Origin of the sequence: Microbacterium invictum (genome assembly GCF_014197265.1) — a bacterium.
Lineage (GTDB): Bacteria > Actinomycetota > Actinomycetes > Actinomycetales > Microbacteriaceae > Microbacterium > Microbacterium invictum.
In genome coordinates this window covers 2,344,763-2,364,349 of the sequence record NZ_JACIFH010000001.1, presented here as the reverse complement: position 1 = coordinate 2,364,349, position 19,587 = coordinate 2,344,763, and the positions used below count along the sequence as shown (strand labels likewise).

The window sequence follows — 19,587 nt, the reverse complement described above, 5'->3', positions numbered from 1 at the left end:
GCTGCCGGCGAGCAGCGCCCGGCTCCCCGCGTGGGGCAGACTCGGGGGATGACCACTCTCACCGACGCGATCCCGGCCGGCGCGTCCGCGGACGCGGTCTACGACGGCTTCGCCGACTGGACCACCGCGCAGGGCATCACGCTCTACCCGGCGCAGGACGAGGCGGTCCTGGAGCTCGCCTCGGGTGCCCACGTGATCCTGTCCACCCCGACCGGCACCGGCAAGTCACTCGTCGCGGTGGCCGCGCACGCCGCGTGCCTGGCCGCCGGTGGCCGCTCGTACTACACCGCGCCCATCAAAGCCCTCGTGAGCGAGAAGTTCTTCGCGCTCGCCGAGGTCTTCGGCGCCGAGAACGTCGGCATGGTCACCGGAGACTCGTCGGTGAACTCCGAGGCACCGATCGTGTGCTGCACCGCTGAGATCCTCGCGAACATCGCCCTGCGGCAGGGGGAGGATGCCGCGATCGACCAGGTCGTCATGGATGAGTTCCACTACTACGGGGACCCTGAGCGCGGCTGGGCCTGGCAGGTCCCGTTGCTCACACTGCCCCGGGCGCAGTTCCTGCTGATGTCGGCGACCCTCGGCGACGTCAGCGATATCGTCACCGACCTCGAGCGTCGCACGGAGCGCCCGGTCGCGCAGATCACCGGTGTGGAGCGACCGGTGCCGCTGCACTTCTCCTACGAGCGGCGCCCCGTGCACGAGGTGGTCGGCGCGCTGCTCGAAGAGCACGAGACGCCCGTCTACATCGTGCACTTCTCCCAGGCCGCTGCCGTCGAGCGTGCGCAGGCGCTGTCGTCGGCGAAGGTCTCCACGCGCGAGCAGCGCGACGCGATCGCCGCCGCCATCGGAGGCTTCCGGTTCACGACCGGATTCGGCAAGACCCTGTCGCGACTGGTGCGCGCGGGTATCGGCATCCATCACGCCGGCATGCTGCCCCGCTACCGCCGGCTCGTCGAGACCCTCGCCCAGCGCGGCCTGCTGCGGGTCATCTGCGGCACCGACACCCTCGGGGTCGGGATCAACGTGCCGATCCGCACCGTGCTGATCACCGCGCTGTCGAAGTACGACGGCACGAAGATGCGGCAGCTGTCCGCCCGTGAGTTCCATCAGGTCGCCGGCCGGGCGGGCCGGGCGGGGTTCGATCCCTACGGCAACGTCGTCGTGATGGCGCCGGAGTGGGAGATCGAGAACGCCGTCGCCCTCGCCAAGGCCGGCGACGACGCCGCCAAGCGCAAGAAGATCGTCCGCAAGAAGGCGCCGGTCGGCGTCGTCAACTGGGGACAGGGGTCGTTCGAGCGGCTCATCGAGGCCCCGCCCGAGCCGCTCATGCCGCAGCTGCAGCTGACCGCGGCGATGCTCATCAACATCATCGGACGCGGCGGCGATGTGTTCGCGAACGTCCGATCGCTCGTGTTCGACAACCACGAGCCCCGCGCGAGGAAGTATGCGCTCGCCCGCCGGGCGATCGCGATCTTCCGCACCCTGCTGGACGCCGGAATCGTCGAGACGCTCGATACCGGCATCCATCTCACCGTCGATCTGCAGCCGAACTTCGCGCTCAACCAGCCTCTCTCGCCGTTCGCGCTGGCCGCCATCGATCTGCTCGACCCCGAGGATGCGCCCGGGGGCGTGGGCACCGGGCACTACGCGCTCGACGTCGTGAGCGTGATCGAGGCGACGCTCGACGACCCCCGCGCGATCCTGAACCAACAGCAGCACAAGGCGCGCGGCGAGGCGATCGGCGCGATGAAGCAGGAGGGCATCGAGTACGAGGAGCGCATGGAGCTGCTCGAAGAGGTCACCTACCCGAAGCCGCTCGACGAGCTGCTGAGCCAGTCGTTCGAGGTGTTCGCCTCCAGCCAGCCGTGGGTGCGCGACTTCGAACTGCGCCCGAAATCCGTCGTCCGCGACATGTTCGAACGGGCCATGTCGTTTGCGGAATATGTCTCCTTCTACGAGCTCGGTCGTAGCGAGGGGCTGGTGCTGCGCTACCTCAGCGACGCCTTCCGCGCCATCCGCCAGACCGTTCCCGCCGACGCGCGCACCGACGAGCTGATGGACGTCATCGAGTGGCTCGGCGAGCTCGTGCGTCAGGTCGACTCGAGCCTGGTCGACGAGTGGGAGACGCTGATCCATCCTGTCGACGACCCGACCGCCCCCGTCGTCCCGCCGGCTCCCCCGTCGGTGCTGACGAACCGGCGCGCGTTCACTGTGCTCGTGCGCAACGAGCTGTTCCGCCGGGTGCAGCTCGCGGCGCTGCAGAGCGACGATGCGCTGGTCGAGCTGGATCCGGATGCCGGCTGGCCGGACGCCCTGGACCGGTATTACGACGAGCACGACGAGATCCTCACCGGCGGACCCGCGCGCTCGCCGCGGATGTGCCGCATCACCGAGGAGTCCGAGGTGTGGCGGGTCGAGCAGACCATCGACGACCCGGACGGAAACCACGACTGGCGCATCCGCGCGGAGGTGGATCTGCCGGCATCCATCGACCAGGGCACGGCTGTCGTGCGGGTCACCGAGGTGCTGCGGCTCTGACGCGTGCCGTTCTCGGCGACCAGGTCGTCCCCAGGCTCCGGGGCTGCGGCCCGATCCGCGCGACGGGTCGGCCGCGGGGGTGTCATCGGGACTCCGAATCTCGTGGCCGCGATGGGGTGCCACCGGGGTGTCGCATCATCCGGTCGAGGTGCACAATGGGTCGATGGCCACCCGACTCGCATTCCTCCGGGCAATCAATCTCGGGGCGAAGCGGGTGTTCCCGAAGGCTGACATCCTGCGTGTGGTCACCTCGGTCGGGTTCGAAGACGTCGCGACCCACATCAACACCGGCAACGTGCGGTTCGACACCCGCATGCGCTCGCGCCCGCGCATCGAGGCGACGCTCGAGCAGGCCTTCGCCTCCGACCGCGGATTCGACGTGCCCACGGTGACGTTCTCGGCCACCGAGTTCGCCGACCTCGCCGCCGAGGCGCAGCAGATAAACGCTGACCACCCCGGACTGGCTCGGCACTACGTGTACCTGCTCAAAGAGCCGCTGGCCGTCGAGCAGTGTGCCGCGGTCGAGGCCACCCGCACCGAGCACGGCAGGATGCTCGTCCGCGACCGCGCCGCCCACGCGCTGCTGACTCCGGGCTACCAGAACGGCACGGTCGACCCGCTGGGCGCCGCGCGGCTGCTCGGCGTCGCCACCAACCGCAATCTGAACGTGATCCAGACCCTCGCCGCGAAGTGGTGCTGAGCAGCCTCTGCGCTCGCCGAGGAACGCGGCGAGGCCTCTGCGGTACGTCGGAGATGACTTCGCGCACACCGATCTGCAGAGCGCGTTGGGCGGCTGACGGCGCCCCGCGTGCGTCGCGGGGGGTGTCTCCGTCGGGAATGCGAGGTCGTCGCGGGGGATGACGGGAGCGGATGTCGGATGCCGGAGCTATCGTGGACCGGGTGACTGACGGCAGCCGGAGCGACGACCCCTACGCTGACGTCCCCTGGGACGCCGACGAACTCGTCCCGCCCGACGACGACGACTCACCGCCTCCGCCCGATCCCGCATTCGACGGGTACGCCGGTGCGATCGCCCGGGCCACGCACACCGTGCCCGCGTCTGCGCCCGTCTACGCAGCACAGACCGCTGCGGCCGCGGTCGCGGCATCCGTCCTCACCCTCGACAAGCGCGACCATGCCGGAGCCGATCCCGTCGCCGTCCTGGCGGAGGTCTTCGGCTACGACGCGTTCCGCGGCGACCAGGGCGACATCGTCGAGCATGTCATCGCGGGCGGCGACGCCGTCGTGCTCATGCCCACCGGCGCCGGCAAATCGATCACCTACCAGGTGCCGGCCCTCGTGCGCCCCGGCACCGGCCTCGTCGTCTCGCCGCTGATCGCCCTCATGCACGACCAAGTCGATGCGCTCGTGGCCAACGGCGTGCGGGCCGCATATCTGAACTCGACGCAGTCGGCAGGCGAGCGGGCCGGCGTCGAGCAGGCGCTGCTGGCCGGTGAACTCGACCTGATCTACGTCGCGCCCGAGCGGCTGTCGAACGCGGCCACCACCCGGCTGCTTCAGCGGGCCCAGCTCAGCGTCATCGCGATCGACGAGGCCCACTGCGTGTCGCAATGGGGCCACGACTTCCGGCCCGACTATCTCGCTCTCGGCGACCTCGACGAGCGGTTTCCCGGGGTGCCGCGCATGGCGCTCACCGCGACGGCGACCCGTGCAACCCACACCGAGCTCACCGAGCGGCTGCATCTGCCGGACGCCCGGCACTTCGTGGCCAGCTTCGACCGGCCGAACATCCAGTACCGCATCGAGCCCAAGGTCGACCCGCGCCGGCAGCTGGTGCAGTTCATCCGCGCGCAGCCCGAGCGGTCGGCCGGCATCGTCTACGCGCTGAGTCGCAAATCTGTCGAGCAGACGGCGACCCACCTGCAGGCACAGGGCATCGACGCGCTGCCGTACCACGCGGGCCTTCCCGCCGAGGTGCGGGCGGCGAACCAGTCCCGGTTCCTGCGCGACGACGGCGTGGTCATGGTCGCCACGATCGCGTTCGGCATGGGCATCGACAAGCCCGACGTCCGGTTCGTCGCCCATATCGATCTGCCGAAGTCGGTCGAGGGGTACTACCAGGAGACCGGTCGCGCGGGTCGCGATGGCGACCCGGCCATCGCGTGGATGGCGTACGGCCTGGGCGACGTCGTGCAACAGCGCCGGCTGATCGACCAGTCGCCCGGCGACCGCACCTACAAGATGAGGATGGGGCAGCACCTCGATGCGATGCTCGCCCTGTGTGAGACGGTGGGATGCCGGCGGCAGAACCTCCTCGGCTACTTCGGTCAGGACTCCGGTCCCTGCGGCAACTGCGACACCTGCCTGACCAAGCCCGACACGTTCGACGGCACCGTCGCCGCGCAGAAGCTGCTGTCGACGATCGTCCGGCTGCAGCGCGAACGGAACCAGGCATTCGGTGCCGGGCACCTCATCGACATCCTGCGCGGTGCGTCGACCGAGCGCATCCGCCAGCAGGGCCATGACAAGCTCGCGACCTACGGACTCGGGTCCGACATGTCCGATCAGGACTGGCGCTCGGTGGTGCGGCAGCTGCTGGCACATGGCATCCTCGTCGCCCGTGGCGAGTACGGCGTGCTGGCAGTCGGCGACGAGGGCGCGGCGGTGCTGCGCGGCGAGGCCGAAGTGCCATTGCGGCGCGACGTTCTCGGCCGCGGCGGCGGCACGGCGCGCGCGCGAAAGGCCGCGGCATCCGATGCGCTGCCCGAAGGCGACCGCGATCTCTTCGAGCAGCTGCGGGCCTGGCGCGCCGCGACGGCCAAGGAGCAGGGCGTGCCCGCGTACATCGTGTTCGGTGATGCGACGCTGCGGGCGCTCGCCGAGCACCGCCCGGCGACGCTCGCCGACCTCGACGGCATCACCGGCATCGGCGCCAAGAAGCGCGACGCCTACGGCGAGGCGGTGCTGGCGGTGATCACTGCGGGGTGAGGCCGGCAGTCTGCATCAGTGCACCGTTCTGATTGGGACGACCCGCATAGGCTGATCGGAGCGGGCGACGGCGCCCGCGGGCAGGGGCGGACGTGACCATCAGCAGCATCGAGATCGCACAGCAGGCCGACCTGTGGCCGATCACCCGGGTCGCCGAAGGCCTCGGCATCCCCGAAGACGTCGTCGTGCCGTATGGCCGATTCAAGGGCAAGGTCGCTCTCCCGTATCTCGCAAGCCTGGCCGACCGGCGGCAGGGCAGGCTCATCCTGATGACCGCCGTGTCGCCCACCCCGGCTGGTGAGGGCAAGACCACGACCACCGTCGGCCTCGGCGACGCCCTCACCCGGCTCGGCGAGAAGGCGATGATCTGCCTGCGCGAACCTGCGCTCGGGCCGGTGTTCGGCATGAAGGGCGGCGCGGCCGGCGGTGGCTACGCGCAGGTCGTGCCGATGGAGGACATCAACCTGCACTTCACCGGCGATTTCGCGGCGATCGGCGTCGCCACCAACCTGCTCGCCGCGATGATCGACAACCACATCCACCACGGCAATGCTCTCGGCATCGACGTGCGCCGGGTCAGTTGGCGCCGCGTGCTCGACGTCAACGACCGCGCGCTGCGCGACATCGTCGCCGGGCTCGGCGGCACCGGCAACGGATACCCGCGCGAGACGGGCTTCGACATCGTCGTCGCCAGCGAGGTGATGGCGATCTTCTGCCTGGCGACCAGCCTCGGCGACCTCAAGCAGCGGCTGGGCCGCATCGTCGTGGCATACACGCGCGATCGGCTGCCGGTGCGCGCGAGCGACCTGAACGCGCACGGCGCGATGGCCGCGCTGCTCCGGGACGCGCTCGCCCCCAACCTCGTGCAGACCCTGGAGCACACGCCCGCGTTCGTCCACGGCGGCCCGTTCGCGAACATCGCCCACGGCTGCAACTCGCTCATGGCGACAGGGTCGGCGCTGCGCCTGGCCGACTACGTGATCACCGAGGCGGGATTCGGCGCCGATCTCGGGGCCGAGAAGTTCGTCGACATCCTCTGCCGTACCTCGGGGCTACGACCCAGCGCCGCCGTGATCGTCGCCACCGTCCGAGCGATGAAGTACCACGGCGGCGTCGCCGTCGCCGACCTGGCGACCGAGGACGTGCCCGCCCTCGAGCGCGGCCTCGTGAACCTCGAACGGCACATCCACATCGTGCGCGAGGTGTTCGGGCTACCCTGCGTCGTGGCCATCAACCAGCGCGTCGAGGACGCCCCGGCAGAGATCGACGCGCTCATCGCAGGAGCAGCCCGGCTCGGCGTCACTGCGGTGCCCGCCCGCCACTTCACCGAGGGTGGGGCCGGTGCCGAGGATCTCGCGCGTGCCGTGCTCGCCGAATTGAATGAGGGGGTGGATGCCGGGGTCTCCGATCTGCAGTTCACATACCCCGACGACGCCTCCCTCTGGGACAAGGCCAAAGCCATCGCCACCAAGATCTACGGCGCGGCCGGCATCACGGCATCCACTGCGGTGCGGGATCAGCTCAAGCGGCTGCAGCAGGACGGGTACGGCCACCTGCCGGTGTGCATCGCCAAGACGCAGTACTCGTTCTCGACCGACGTGGCCCTGCGCGGAGCTCCCACGGGCCACCACGTCGACATCCGCGAAGTGCGGCTGGCCGCCGGCGCCGAGTTCGTGGTGCTGGTGTGCGGCACGATCATGACGATGCCCGGCTTGCCACAGGTGCCCGCTGCCGAGTCGATCGACGTGACCGACGACGGCCGTATCACCGGTCTGTTCTGAGTCCGACCTCGGCACCACACCACCGGTGGCCCTCGTCTCCAAAGCGACCTGGAAATGGGCATGGGACCCCCAGACCCCACTGGCGCGCCGCCTGACCGGCGGAGCACGAGGCGAGACACGGCCGACCCGATACCGCACCCGGCCGCCGGGCGTCGGCCCGCGACCACCCGTCACCGGCGCGGTCTGTGTGTCGTGTACAACCCGTCAACGCGAATCGGACCGCGTCGATTGTGGAAGCACGCCATACGTCTTGGCGCCATCTTGTAGAACTCCTACCGTCGATACCGAACTTCCCTGTCCGTCTCTGCGAAGGATGCCGCCCCATGACCGACACCGTCGTCCGCCCCAAGAAGCCCGCAATGAACAAGCGCACGCCCGCCGGCGGCGCCCCGACCGCTGCGCACACCGCAGCCGAGGCGCACGAGGCGCGCATCGACATCCCGGCTGTGACCGATCTGCTGCTGGGAACGTGGGCCGCCACCCGCCGTGAGGCACGCGAGATGATCAAGGACCCGGTGTTCTGGCGTGTCGAAGGCCAGCCGATGGCCGAGCACCGCGAGCGCACCCTCAGCCAGCTGCGGCTCCTCGCCGAGAAGGGCGCCTCCGGCCGCGCCTACCCGAAGGAGTACGGCGGCCAGGCCAACGACGGTGCGAACCTCGCCGGCTTCGAAGAACTGGTGCTGGCCGACCCCAGCATGCAGATCAAGGGCGGCGTGCAGTGGGGCCTGTTCGGCTCGGCCATCCACCAGCTGGGCACCGCCCAGCACCACGAGGCGTGGCTGCGCGACGTCATGAACATGGACCTGCCGGGCGCATTCGCGATGACCGAGATGGGCCACGGCTCCGACGTCGCCGCCCTCGGCACCACGGCCACCTACGACGCTGCGACCGAGGAGTTCGTGATCCACACGCCGTTCCGCGCGGCGACCAAGGAGTACCTCGGCAACGCGGCCCTGCACGGCCGGGCGGCCACGGTGTTCGCTCAGCTGATCACCGGCGGTGTCAACTACGGCGTGCACTGCTTCTTCGTGCCGATCCGCGACGAGAACGGACAGAACCTGCCGGGCATCACCAGCGAGGACGACGGCGTCAAGGGCGGTCTCAACGGCATCGACAACGGTCGTCTCGCGTTCGACCACGTGCGCATCCCGCGGTTCAACCTGCTCAACCGGTACGGCGATGTCGCCGCCGACGGCACCTATTCGAGCGACATCGCCAGCCCCGGCCGCCGGTTCTTCACGATGCTCGGCGCCCTGGTTCAAGGTCGCGTGTCGCTCGACGGCGCCTCGACCACGGCCACCGCCCTGGCGCTGCACATCGCGATCACGTACGGCAACCAGCGCCGCCAGTTCGACTCGGGTGCCGGCACCGAGGAGGTCGTGCTGCTCGACTACGGCAAGCACCAGCGCCGCCTGCTGCCGCGCCTCGCACAGACCTACGCGCAGTTTTTCTCTCACGACGAGCTGCTGCGCAAGTTCGACGGCGTCTTCGGCGGCACCCACGACACGCCGGCCGAGCGCGAAGATCTCGAAACCCTCGCCGCAGCGCTCAAGCCGCTGTCGACCTGGAACGCGCTCGATACCATCCAGGAAGCCCGTGAAGCATGCGGCGGCGCCGGCTTCATCGCCGAGAACCGGTTCACCGGGCTGCGCAGCGACCTCGACGTCTACGTCACCTTCGAGGGCGACAACAACGTCCTGCTGCAGCTGGTCGGAAAGCGGCTGCTGTCGGACTTCGCAAAGCAGTTCAAGGGGGCGGATGCCGCGAAGCTGGCCAAGTTCGCCCTCGGCCAGACCGCGGGCAAGATCTTCCACGGCGCGGGGCTCCGGCAGTTCGGGCAGGCGGTGGCGGACCTGGGCTCCACCGCTCGTTCGGTCGAGCTCGGACTGCGCGCCGACCAGCAGCACGAACTGCTCGCGGGGCGCGTCGAGCAGATGGTCTCCGACATCGCGGGGGCGGTGCGCCCGGCATCCAAGCTCCCCGCCGCCGATGCCGCGGCGCTGTTCAACGAGCACCAGACCGAACTCATCGAAGCCGCCCGCGCGCACGGCCAACTGCTGCAATGGGAGGCCTTCACCGACGGCGTCAACGCCATCGAGGACGATGACACCCGGCAGGTGCTGATCTGGCTGCGCGACCTTTTCGGGCTGCACCTGATCGAGAACCACCTGGCCTGGTACCTGATCAACGGGCGCCTTTCGACCCAGCGCGCCGCGGCCGTCTCGCGGTACATCGACCGGCTCGGCGCGCGGCTGCGCCCGCACGCGCAGGACCTCGTCGACGCCTTCGGATTCGAGCCCGAGCACGTCCGTGCGCCCATCGCGCTCGGCGGTGAGCGCGAGCGCCAGGACGAGGCTCGGGCCTACTTCGCCGCCCGGGCCGAGGCAGGCGATGCCCCGGTCTCGGAGAAGTCACTGAAGAAGAAGTGATCCCGGGCCTGACGGCGTGAATGTCACGGAATGGTAACGATGCGAGATCTGTGCGTCAGGAATCGCATCGTGCGGACATTACCTCTATGAAGGCACCATGAGGCGCCTGCCCGCCGTTCGGCTTCTGCGGGCAAGCCCACGCCTTCCTGGGGCCGCGCTACGGGCGCGCGGCCCCATTTCTCCTTTCCGCACCGCCGTCGGAGGTCTCTTCTAAGGTGAGGGCGTGAGTGACCTCCGCATAGGAACCGACGGCGTCGCGCGCTGCGCATGGGTCGGCGACGACCCCGAGTACATGCGCTATCACGACGAGGAGTGGGGGCGCGCACTCCACGGCGACCGTGCACTGTTCGAGAAGATGGCCCTCGAGGGGTTCCAGGCCGGGTTGAGCTGGATCACCATCCTGCGCAAGCGGCCGCGCTTCCGAGAGGTGTTCCACGGGTTCGACCCCGCCGTGGTCGCCGGGTACGGCGCATCCGACGTCGCGCGTCTGATGATGGATGCCGGGATCATCCGCAACCGCGCCAAGATCCTCGCCACGATCTCCAACGCGCAGCTGGTCACCGAGATGGAGCCGGGTGCCCTCGACGCCCTGATGTGGTCGTTCGCGCCCACCGAGAAGCGCCGGCGCCCGGCATCCTTCGCCGACGTTCCCGCCACCACCGGCGACTCGGACGCGATGAGCAAGGCCCTGCGCAAGGCGGGGTTCCGGTTCGTCGGCTCCACCACGATGTATGCGCTCATGCAGTCGGCCGGCATGGTCGACGACCACCTCACCGGCTGCCATCGCGCCGACGGTTGAGCGGCCACCTGCTCGACGTCAACGCGGTGATCGCCCTGATCGATCCGCTCCACATCCATCACGACCGCGCACACGCCTGGTTCGCCTCGCGCGCCGGTGCTCCCTGGCATACCTGCCCGCTCGTCCAGAACGGCGTCGTCCGCGTGGTGAGCCACCCGAAATACCCGAACACCCAGCCCGCGCCGGTCGTGCTGGCAAGTCTGGCCAGCCTCGCGGCGCAGGACGGGCATGTCTTCCTGCCCGACTCGGTCAGCCTGCTCGACAGCTCGGTGCACACCGAGCGGCTGCTGGCCAGCTCGCAGGTGAGCGACACCTATCTCCTGCACCTCGCCGCGTCGCACGACGTTCTGCTGGCCACGTTCGACACCCGCATGGTCACCACGGCCGTACCGTCCGGATCGAAAGTCGTCTTCACCATCCCGTGAGCGCGGCCCGGAATGAGGACACATTCCGCCCGCAGATGACGGCAGACTGACTCCCATGGCCGAACAGCACATCGCCGACACGCACGACCGGATCGTCGTCACCGGCGCCCGGGAGAACAACCTCAAGAACATCGACGTCGCCATCCCCAAGCGCCGGCTCACCGTCTTCACCGGTGTCAGCGGCTCGGGCAAATCGAGCCTCGTTTTCGCGACCATCGCGAACGAGTCGCAGCGGCTCATCAACGAGACCTACCCCACCTTCGTGCAGCAGTTCATGGGCCAGCTCGGGCGTCCCGACGTCGACGCCCTGCACAACATCAGTCCGGCGATCCTCGTCGACCAGGAGCGCATGGGCGCCAACTCCCGCTCGACCGTCGGCACCGCCACCGACGTCCACGCCATGCTGCGGCTGCTGTTCAGCCGCATCGGGCAGCCGCACGTGGGCTCGCCGCAGGCGTTCTCGTTCAACGTCCCCTCGGTGTCGGGTGCCGGCGCGGTCACCTTCGAGAAGGGCGGCGAGAAGGTCAAAGAACGCCGGTCGTTCACGGTGACCGGCGGCATGTGCCCCCGCTGCGAGGGCCTCGGCGAGGTCAGCGACGTCGACCTGGATGAGCTGTTCGACCGCACGAAGTCGCTCAACGACGGCGCCATCACCATTCCCGGCTACAACACCGGCGGCTGGATGGTGAAGGGCTTCAGCGAATCGGGGCTCATGGACCCCGACAAGCCGATCTCCGGCTACACCGAGCAGGAGTTGCACGACTTTCTCTACAGGGAGCCCACGAAGATCAAGGTCGCGGGCATGAACATGACCTACGAGGGCCTCGTGCCCAAGATCACCAAGTCGTTGCTGCAGAAGGACCGCGACGCGATGCAGCCGGGCATCCGCGCGTTCGTCGACCGCGCCGTGAAGTTCATGCCCTGCCCCGACTGCGGCGGCACCCGGCTGAACGAGGGGGCGCGTTCGTCGAAGATCAAGGGCGTGTCGATCGCGGATGCCGCCGCGATGCAGATCAGCGATCTCGCGACGTGGCTCGGCACCGTCGACGACCCGGAGGTCGCGCCGCTCATGTCGGGCCTGCGGCAGACGGTCACCTCGTTCCTCGAGATCGGCCTGGGCTACCTCTCGCTCGACCGCGCGAGCGGCACCCTGTCGGGCGGTGAGTCGCAGCGCATCAAGATGATCCGCCACCTCGGCTCGTCGCTCACCGACATCACCTACGTGTTCGACGAGCCCACGGCGGGGCTTCATCCGCATGACATCCAGCGCATGAACGATCTGCTCGTCCTCCTGCGCGATAAGGGCAACACGGTGCTCGTGGTCGAACACAAGCCCGAGGTCATCGAGATCGCCGACCACGTCATCGACCTGGGGCCCGGCGCCGGGCGCGCCGGTGGCGAGATCATGTTCGCCGGCGACGTCGCAGGGCTGCGGACCTCCGACACGATCACCGGGCGCTTCTTCGACCACCGCGCACAGCTGAAGCCCGCCGTGCGTGCCGGCACCGGCATCCATCCCATCCGTGGCGCGAACCAGCACAACCTGCAGAACGCGGACGTCGACATCCCGCTCGGCATCCTGACCGTCGTCACCGGCGTCGCCGGTTCGGGCAAGTCGTCGCTGATCCACGGCAATCTGACCGGCGTCGACGATGTGATCATCGTCGATCAGGCACCCATCAAGGGCAACCGCAGGTCGAGCCCGGCGACCTACACCGGCGTCCTCGATGCGATCCGCACCGCGTTCGCGAAGGCGAACGGCGTGAAGCCCGGCCTGTTCAGCGCGAATTCCGAGGGTGCCTGCCCCGCCTGCAAAGGGCTCGGTGTGATCATCACGAACCTCGGGTTCACCCAGACCGTCGAGACCCTGTGCGACCTGTGCGACGGGTCGGGGTTCAGCGACACGGTGCTGGAGTACCGCCTGGACGGCAAGAACATCGCCGAGGTGCTGGCCATGTCCGCCGCTGAGGCGGCCGATTTCATCACGAAGGGACCGGCGCACACGACGCTGGCCCGCATGGTCGACGTGGGCCTGGGCTACCTCACGCTCGGTCAGTCGCTCAACACGCTGTCCGGCGGCGAGCGGCAACGGCTCAAGCTCGCGATCTCGATGTCGAAGAAGGGCGCGGTCTATGTGCTCGACGAGCCCACCACGGGGCTGCACCTCGCGGATGTCGACAACATGCTGGCACTGCTGGATCGACTCGTGGATGCCGGGAACTCGGTCATCGTCATCGAGCACCACCAGGCGGTGATGGCGCACGCCGACTGGATCATCGACCTCGGCCCCGGAGCCGGCCACGACGGCGGGAAGGTCGTCTTCGAAGGCACTCCAGCCGACCTCGTCGCCCGCGGCGAGACGCTCACCGCACAGCATCTACGGGCGTATGTCGGGGGCTGAGTCGACGCGGATGGGGAGTTCTCCCCACACCCGAGGGCGGCACTTTTCAGGAAGCCCACGTATTCTGTCTTCACGTCCCCCCATGTGAGCGACTGATTCAGCGATCAGTTCCCGAGCCACGCAAGACGCCAACAAGAAAGCGAGCCGAGCCCTCATGACGTCATTCGCGTGGCTTCGAGCGCGCCCGCGCACCCTGGCGTCCATCGGTGCAGTGTCGGTCGCGGCCGTGGCGCTGGGCACATTGGCCCTCGTCTACGAGGGTAAGCCCACCACCGAGCTCGACCTCCACGACGGCGGCGTCTGGGTGACGAAGCAGTCGAGCCTTCTGGTGGGGCACCTGAACCACGAGTCGAGCGTGCTCGACGGCGGGCTGCGGGCGACCTCGAGCGAGTACGACATCCTGCAGGCGGGTGCGCAGGTCCTCGTCGTCGACACGCAGGAATCCTCGGCTACGGCCATCGATCCTGCCCGCGTCCTGCTGGCCGACAGCGCCGACCTGCCACCCGGGGCGCAGATCACGATGGGCGGCGGCAACGTCGCCATCGTCGACGCATCGGGCATGCTGTGGGCGCTGCCGTTCACGTCGGTGGGTTCGTTCGCGCCAGATGCGTTCGACCCGATCGGCGAGCTGGGCGAGGGGGCCAAAGCGACGGTGGGCACGGACGGCACCGTGTACGCCGTGTCGCCGGAGACCGCACACCTGTACACCTACTCCCGCTCCGGCGACGATGGAGAGATCCAGCAGCAGTCCGAGCATGCTCTGGAGGGCGTCGACGAGCGCGATGAACTGACGGTGAGTGCCGTCGGGCAGACGGCCTACGTGCTGGACGCCGATACGAACACGCTGTACGGCAGCGATGGCTCTCGCGCCCAAGTCCCGGCTGGGGCTGTGCTCCAGCTGCCGTCCGACGTCACGGACGCCGTGACCTTGAGCGCCGCCGACGGACTCATCCGAGTGTCCAGCGATGGCGAGGTCTCCACGGTGGCCGTCGACGGTGAAGGCACGGCGGCAGAGCCCGTGCACGTCGGCGGCTGCGCCTACGGCGCATGGTCGGGCTCGGGCCAGTTCGTGCGCGACTGCCCGGGCGAGAAGGACGATCTGGTGCAGGCGGTGGAGGGCATCGAACCGACCAGCGTGCTGCAGTTCCGTGTCAATCGTGACGTCGTGGTGCTCAACGACGTGGTCGGCGGCGCCGCCTGGATGGCCAGCGACAGCATGCAGCGGGTGGACAACTGGCTCGACCTCACCCCGCCCGAGGGTGAGGGCGACGAAGAGGAGGAGACCACCGAGGAGACGGTGCAGACCACCCTCCCCGAGCGCACCGACAAGAACACCCCGCCGCTGGCCGAGGACGACACCTTCGGCGTGCGCCCCGGCCGGACCACGGTGCTTCCGATCCTCTCCAACGACACCGACGCCGACGGCGACGTGCTCGTCGCCTCGGTCAAGACCGAGCCGAGCTTCGGCACGGTCGAGCCCATCCACAACGGCGCGGCACTGCAGATCGCGATCGACGAGGATCAGACCGGCGCGACGTCGTTCACCTACACGGTGGAAGACGGCCGCGGCGGCGAGGCCACGGCCAAGGTGTCTCTCGCCGTCCACGGCTGGGAGACGAACGCCGCTCCCGTCCAGCAGCGCAAGACTCCCGTCACAGTCGAGACCGGCGGCACCGCGTCGTACAACGTGCTGCCTGACTGGATCGACCCCGACGGCGACGACATCTTCCTCAAGTCGGTCGTGCCCGACGGCGGCGACGAGGCCGACTTCACGTCGGACGGCCAGATCACCTATCGCGCGATCGGCGGTATGCAGGGGCGCAAGGATGTGCCGATCGTGATGTCGGACGGCACCGACGACGGTGCCGGCATCGCGCGCTACGACATCCGCCCGCTGGGCAGCACTGTGCCCATCACCAACTCCGACCATGTCGTCACCCGTGTCGACCGGGCCGTATCCGTCTCCCCGCTGGCCAACGACACCAGCTCAGGGCGCGAGCCGCTGCGGTTGACGCGCGTCGATGAGGTCGACGGCGCCACGATCACCCCCGACTTCGCCGACAAGACCTTCAGCTTCGTGTCCGACAAGGTCGGCACCTACTACGTGCAGTATCTGGCCTCTGCCGGCGCCAACTCGGTTCCGGGACTGGTGCGGGTGGACGTCCTGCCCGAAGGCGAGAGCAACCTGCCACCCATCGCCGTGCGCGACGTGGCACTGCTGCCCACCGGTGATGAGGTCCTGGTCAACGTGCTGTCCAACGACACCGACCCGTCCGGTGGGATTCTGGTCGTGCAGTCGGTCTCGGTCGAAGACGGCGGCGGTGTCGCGGCGGCAGTCCTGGGTCACGAAACCGTGCGCATCAGTGACCAGGGCACGCTCACCCAGCAGATTCGCGTCACGTACACGATCTCCAACGGGGCGCAGCAGGCCCAGGGCGAGATCGTCGTGATCCCGGTGCCGGCACCGGACCGGTTGCGCCCGCCGGTGGCGAACGACGACCAGGCTGTCGTGCGTGCCGGCGACGTCGTCACCATTCCGGTGCTCGACAACGACTACCACCCCAACGGCGACACCATCCATGTCGCTCCGGAGCTGGTTCCGCCGCTGCCGGATGACGCCGACGGTGAGATGGTCATCTCGGAGGACACTCTGCGCTTCCGTGCCGGCGACGAACCCAAGACGGTGTACGCGACGTACGAGGTCGAGGATTCGACGGGGCAGCGCGACGCCGGATATGTCACCATCCAGATCCTTCCCCTCACCGACGACACCAACGCGGCGCCGCGGCCGCGCGATGTCACCTCACGCACGCTCGCCGGGTCGAAGGTGACCATTCCGGTGGAGCTCGACGGCATCGACGAGGATGGCGACTCGGTCGAACTCGTCGGGATCGCGTCGGCCCCCGCGAAGGGCCGTATCACCGAGACCGGTGCCGACAGCTTCACGTACGAGGCGTTCGGGGACTCCATCGGCGTGGACACGTTCACCTACCGTGTGCGTGATCGCCTCGGCAAGGAAGGCACCGCGACGATCCAGGTCGGTATCGCGCCCGCCGCCACCACCAACCAGGCGCCATACGCCGTGCGCGATTCGGTCGTGATGCGTCCCGGTCGCGAGGTCGCCCTTCCCGTTCTGGTGAACGACTCGGATCCTGACGGCGACCTGTTCGGCTTCGCCGCCAACGCGGTCGAGGTGGCCGATGTCGAGGGGCTGGATGCGAAGGTCTCAGGCGAGTATCTCCTGATCACGTCGCCGGACTCTGAGATGAACACCAGCGTCCAGTACACGATCGAGGACGAGCGCGGGCTCCGGGCCACCACGTCGGTGCAGATCACGGTGGACGAGGACGTGCCGCTTCTGAAGCCGATCGCCCGCGACGATCGCGTCCGTTCGGAGGACGTGAACGAGGACGGCGTCGCCGACGTCTCCGTGCTCGAGAACGACGACGACCCCGACGGCACCAAGAGCGCGCTGGACATCTCGCTCGGCACCGGCGGAGCAGACGCCGCCGTACGTGCCGACGGCGTCGTGCGGGTGACGCTCACCGACGAGCGCCAGCTCATCAGCTATACAGTGACCGATGTCGACGGCCAGACCGCGACGGCGTTCATCCACGTCCCGGCGCTCACGTCGCTGCCGCCGAGTCTGCTGTCCACCGCCGCGGTGGAGGTCAAGAGCGGTGAGACGATCGAGCTGCCGCTGTCGGAGTACGTCCAGGCCGCCGGGCGCCGCGACGTGGTCATCACCGAAGCCGCCAAGGTCTCGGCATCCCATTCCAACGGCGACAGCCTCGTCCAGGACCAGCAGACGCTTGTCTACACCTCGGCCGATCGCTACCACGGTCAGGACGCGATCACGTTCGAGGTGACGGACGGCAACGGACCCGACGATCCCGACGGCCGCAAGGCGACGCTCACGATCCCGATCACCGTGACACCGCCCGACAACGTGCCGCCGACGCTCGTCGGCGCAGCGATCAGCGTGGCCCCGGGCGAAGACGCGTCCACGCTCGACCTGTCGGCGCTGGCCACCGACCCCGACCCGGAGGACACCCTCACCTTCGATCTGGCCGGCAGCGCGCCCGATGGCATGTCCGCATCGGTCGACGGGAACGTCCTCAGCGTCTCGGCCGAGACCGATACGCCCAAGGGCACGCAGGTTCCGTTGCGCGTGAGTGTGAGCGACGGCGAGGCCGACCCCGTCACCGCCGACATCACCGTCACCGTGACCGCGTCGACGCGCGAGCTGGCCAGCGCGAACGACGACGTCATCGAAGAGGCCGATCAGGGTGAGACCATCAGCGTGCCGGTGCTCGCCAACGACGTGAACCCGTTCCCGGACACCCCGCTGAAGGTCGTCTGGGCGGGCACGGAGACCGGAGATGCCAACGCGGTGATCGCCGGCGACCACGTCGAGGTGACGAGCAGCTCGACATTCGTCGGCACGGTCGTGGTGCGCTACCGCATCCAGGACGCGACTGCCGACAGCGACCGCGAGGTCGACGGTCACATCCGCATCACCGTGCAGGGGCGCCCCGACGCGCCGGGCAAGCCGACTGTGTCGAGCGTGCAGAGCCGCCAGGTCGTGCTCTCGTGGACCCCTCCGATCGACAACGGGACCCCCATCACCGGGTATACCGTCGCCTCGACGGCGGGCAACTACACGAAGGAGTGCGCGGCCACCACGTGCACACTCGACGGGCTGACCAACAACGTCGAGTACAACTTCGTGGTCACTGCGACCAACCGCGTGGGAACCTCCGACCCGTCGGTGCCATCCGAGACGGCCCGCCCCGATGTGCGCCCCGAGACGCCGGCGCCGCCGAGCCTGAAGTTCGGCGACCGCAGCCTCGATGTCACGTGGGCGACTCCGGCCACGGAGGGCTCGCCCGTCGAGAGCTTCACGCTCGAGATCTCACCGGCTCCTCCTTCGGGCGTCGTGCAGAAGACCGGCCTGACCGGCAACAGCGTGAAGTGGGAGGGTCTGGAGAACGGCGCGTCGTATACAGTGCGCGTCCAGGCGCACAACCGGGCGCCCGAGCCGTCGGCCTGGAGTCCGTGGTCCGCCGCCGAGATCCCTGCTGCACCGCCCGCGGCCTCCGGCGCCCCGACGACCTCGCGACTGGAGCCGGTCGGCAGCCAGGCTCAGCTTCAGGCCTCGTGGAACGCGCCGGCGAACAACGGCGACGCGATCTCGGGTTACCAGCTGCGAGTCATGCAGGGCTCCACGGTGGTCAACACGGTGAACGTGGCGGCCGGCCAGACCACCCAGGCGGTCGTGGTCGCGGCATCCGAGACCAACTACACATTCAGCGTGCGCGCCCAGAACAAGGCGGGCTGGGGCGAGTGGAGCCCCGCATCGGCCCCGCGCCGCGGGTTCACGCAGCTCGCTGCGCCGACCGGCGTTTCGGCCACGGAAGGCAACAACACCGTCGGAGTGACGTGGAGCGCGGGCGACCGCGGTGGTGCGAGCGCGGGCGAGGTCACCTACCAGTACTCAGTGGGCACCGGCGGATGGCGCAGCGACTGGGTCTCGGGAGGCAACGGCAGCGGCACGATCGGCAACGGTCAGGTCAATAACAACGGCAGCTACACGATCCGCATCCGTGCGGTCGCGACCGTCGACGGTGCCACTTACACGAGTCCGGCGTCGGGGGCGTCCAACTCGGTTGCGCCTTACGGGCAGATCGGGAACCCCAAGATCTCCGCGTCGGCCAGTGGTACGACGGTGTCGTGGTCGTGGTCCTCCCCGGCGAAGAACGGCCGTGACGTCACGACCCAGATCAAGATCGGCGGTGACGCGTGGAAGACCGTGGCAGCGTCGGGCAGTGGATCGAGGAACGTGGGCTACAGCACGACGCTCAACGTTCAGGTCCGCACCAGCGCGGCCGGCAGCACCACCACCTCGGACTCCGCCTCGGCGAGGACGCAGGACGCGCCCCCGCCGCCCCAGCCGCGGGCGTGGCTGAGCAAGGGCACGCCTAAGAGCGGGTGCGTCAACGGCTGCTACTACTTCCGTCTGCACACCGAGAACTTCCCCGCCGGAAGCTACCGCATCGACTGCTACACGAACGGCCGGAAGTTCAACGACTACGACGGGCCGTTCAACGTCCCGGCCAATGGGACGGTCGATCTGACGTGCTATTTGGGCGCGGACGGCAACGACGCGCACGTGAACATCAAGGGGTGGGGCAACTCCGAGCATGCCAATTGGTAGCACCGGCATCCCCTCCACAGCAGACGACAGAAGACAAAGGACACA

Annotated in this window: 9 protein-coding genes; all 9 read left to right on the top strand. The window is 68.8% G+C overall.

Annotated elements, in window-relative coordinates; all coding sequences use genetic code 11:
• The first annotated feature begins 48 nt into the window (after window positions 1-48).
• The 9 genes from BKA10_RS10980 to BKA10_RS10940 all read left to right on the top strand — a co-directional run bounded on the left by BKA10_RS10980 (window position 49) and on the right by BKA10_RS10940 (window position 19,542).
• Window positions 49-2,541 carry a DEAD/DEAH box helicase gene (locus BKA10_RS10980; protein ID WP_183499919.1) on the top strand — a complete coding sequence of 831 codons (2,493 nt, stop codon included), beginning with the start codon at window positions 49-51 and terminating at the stop codon, window positions 2,539-2,541.
• 163 nt (window positions 2,542-2,704) lie between these two features.
• Window positions 2,705-3,241: a DUF1697 domain-containing protein gene (locus tag BKA10_RS10975; RefSeq protein WP_183499918.1), complete on the top strand. Its 537-nt coding sequence runs from the start codon at window positions 2,705-2,707 to the stop codon at window positions 3,239-3,241.
• Between the two features lie 200 nt (window positions 3,242-3,441).
• Entirely contained in the window at window positions 3,442-5,490 is a 2,049-nt protein-coding gene (gene recQ / locus BKA10_RS10970) for a DNA helicase RecQ (RefSeq protein WP_372491448.1), read from the top strand.
• 92 nt (window positions 5,491-5,582) lie between these two features.
• Window positions 5,583-7,271, top strand: a complete 1,689-nt coding sequence (locus BKA10_RS10965; RefSeq protein WP_183499916.1) for a formate--tetrahydrofolate ligase — start codon at window positions 5,583-5,585, stop codon at window positions 7,269-7,271.
• 323 nt (window positions 7,272-7,594) lie between these two features.
• The gene (locus BKA10_RS10960; RefSeq protein WP_183499915.1) at window positions 7,595-9,700 is read left to right on the top strand and encodes an acyl-CoA dehydrogenase family protein; all 2,106 of its coding nucleotides are present in this window, start codon (window positions 7,595-7,597) and stop codon (window positions 9,698-9,700) included.
• 223 nt (window positions 9,701-9,923) lie between these two features.
• Window positions 9,924-10,499 carry a DNA-3-methyladenine glycosylase I gene (locus BKA10_RS10955; RefSeq protein WP_183499914.1) on the top strand — a complete coding sequence of 192 codons (576 nt, stop codon included), beginning with the start codon at window positions 9,924-9,926 and terminating at the stop codon, window positions 10,497-10,499.
• A complete protein-coding gene (locus BKA10_RS10950) occupies window positions 10,496-10,924 on the top strand; it encodes a TA system VapC family ribonuclease toxin (RefSeq protein ID WP_183499913.1) in 429 nt (142 codons plus the stop codon). Before BKA10_RS10955 ends, BKA10_RS10950 begins: the two co-directional genes overlap by 4 nt.
• A gap of 55 nt (window positions 10,925-10,979) precedes the next feature.
• On the top strand, window positions 10,980-13,325 hold the full coding sequence (locus BKA10_RS10945; protein WP_183499912.1) for an ATP-binding cassette domain-containing protein: 2,346 nt from the start codon (window positions 10,980-10,982) through the stop codon (window positions 13,323-13,325).
• A 154-nt stretch (window positions 13,326-13,479) separates the two neighbouring features.
• Window positions 13,480-19,542, top strand: coding sequence for an Ig-like domain-containing protein (locus BKA10_RS10940; protein ID WP_183499911.1), 6,063 nt, complete (start codon window positions 13,480-13,482; stop codon window positions 19,540-19,542).
• The last annotated feature ends 45 nt before the right edge of the window (window positions 19,543-19,587 follow it).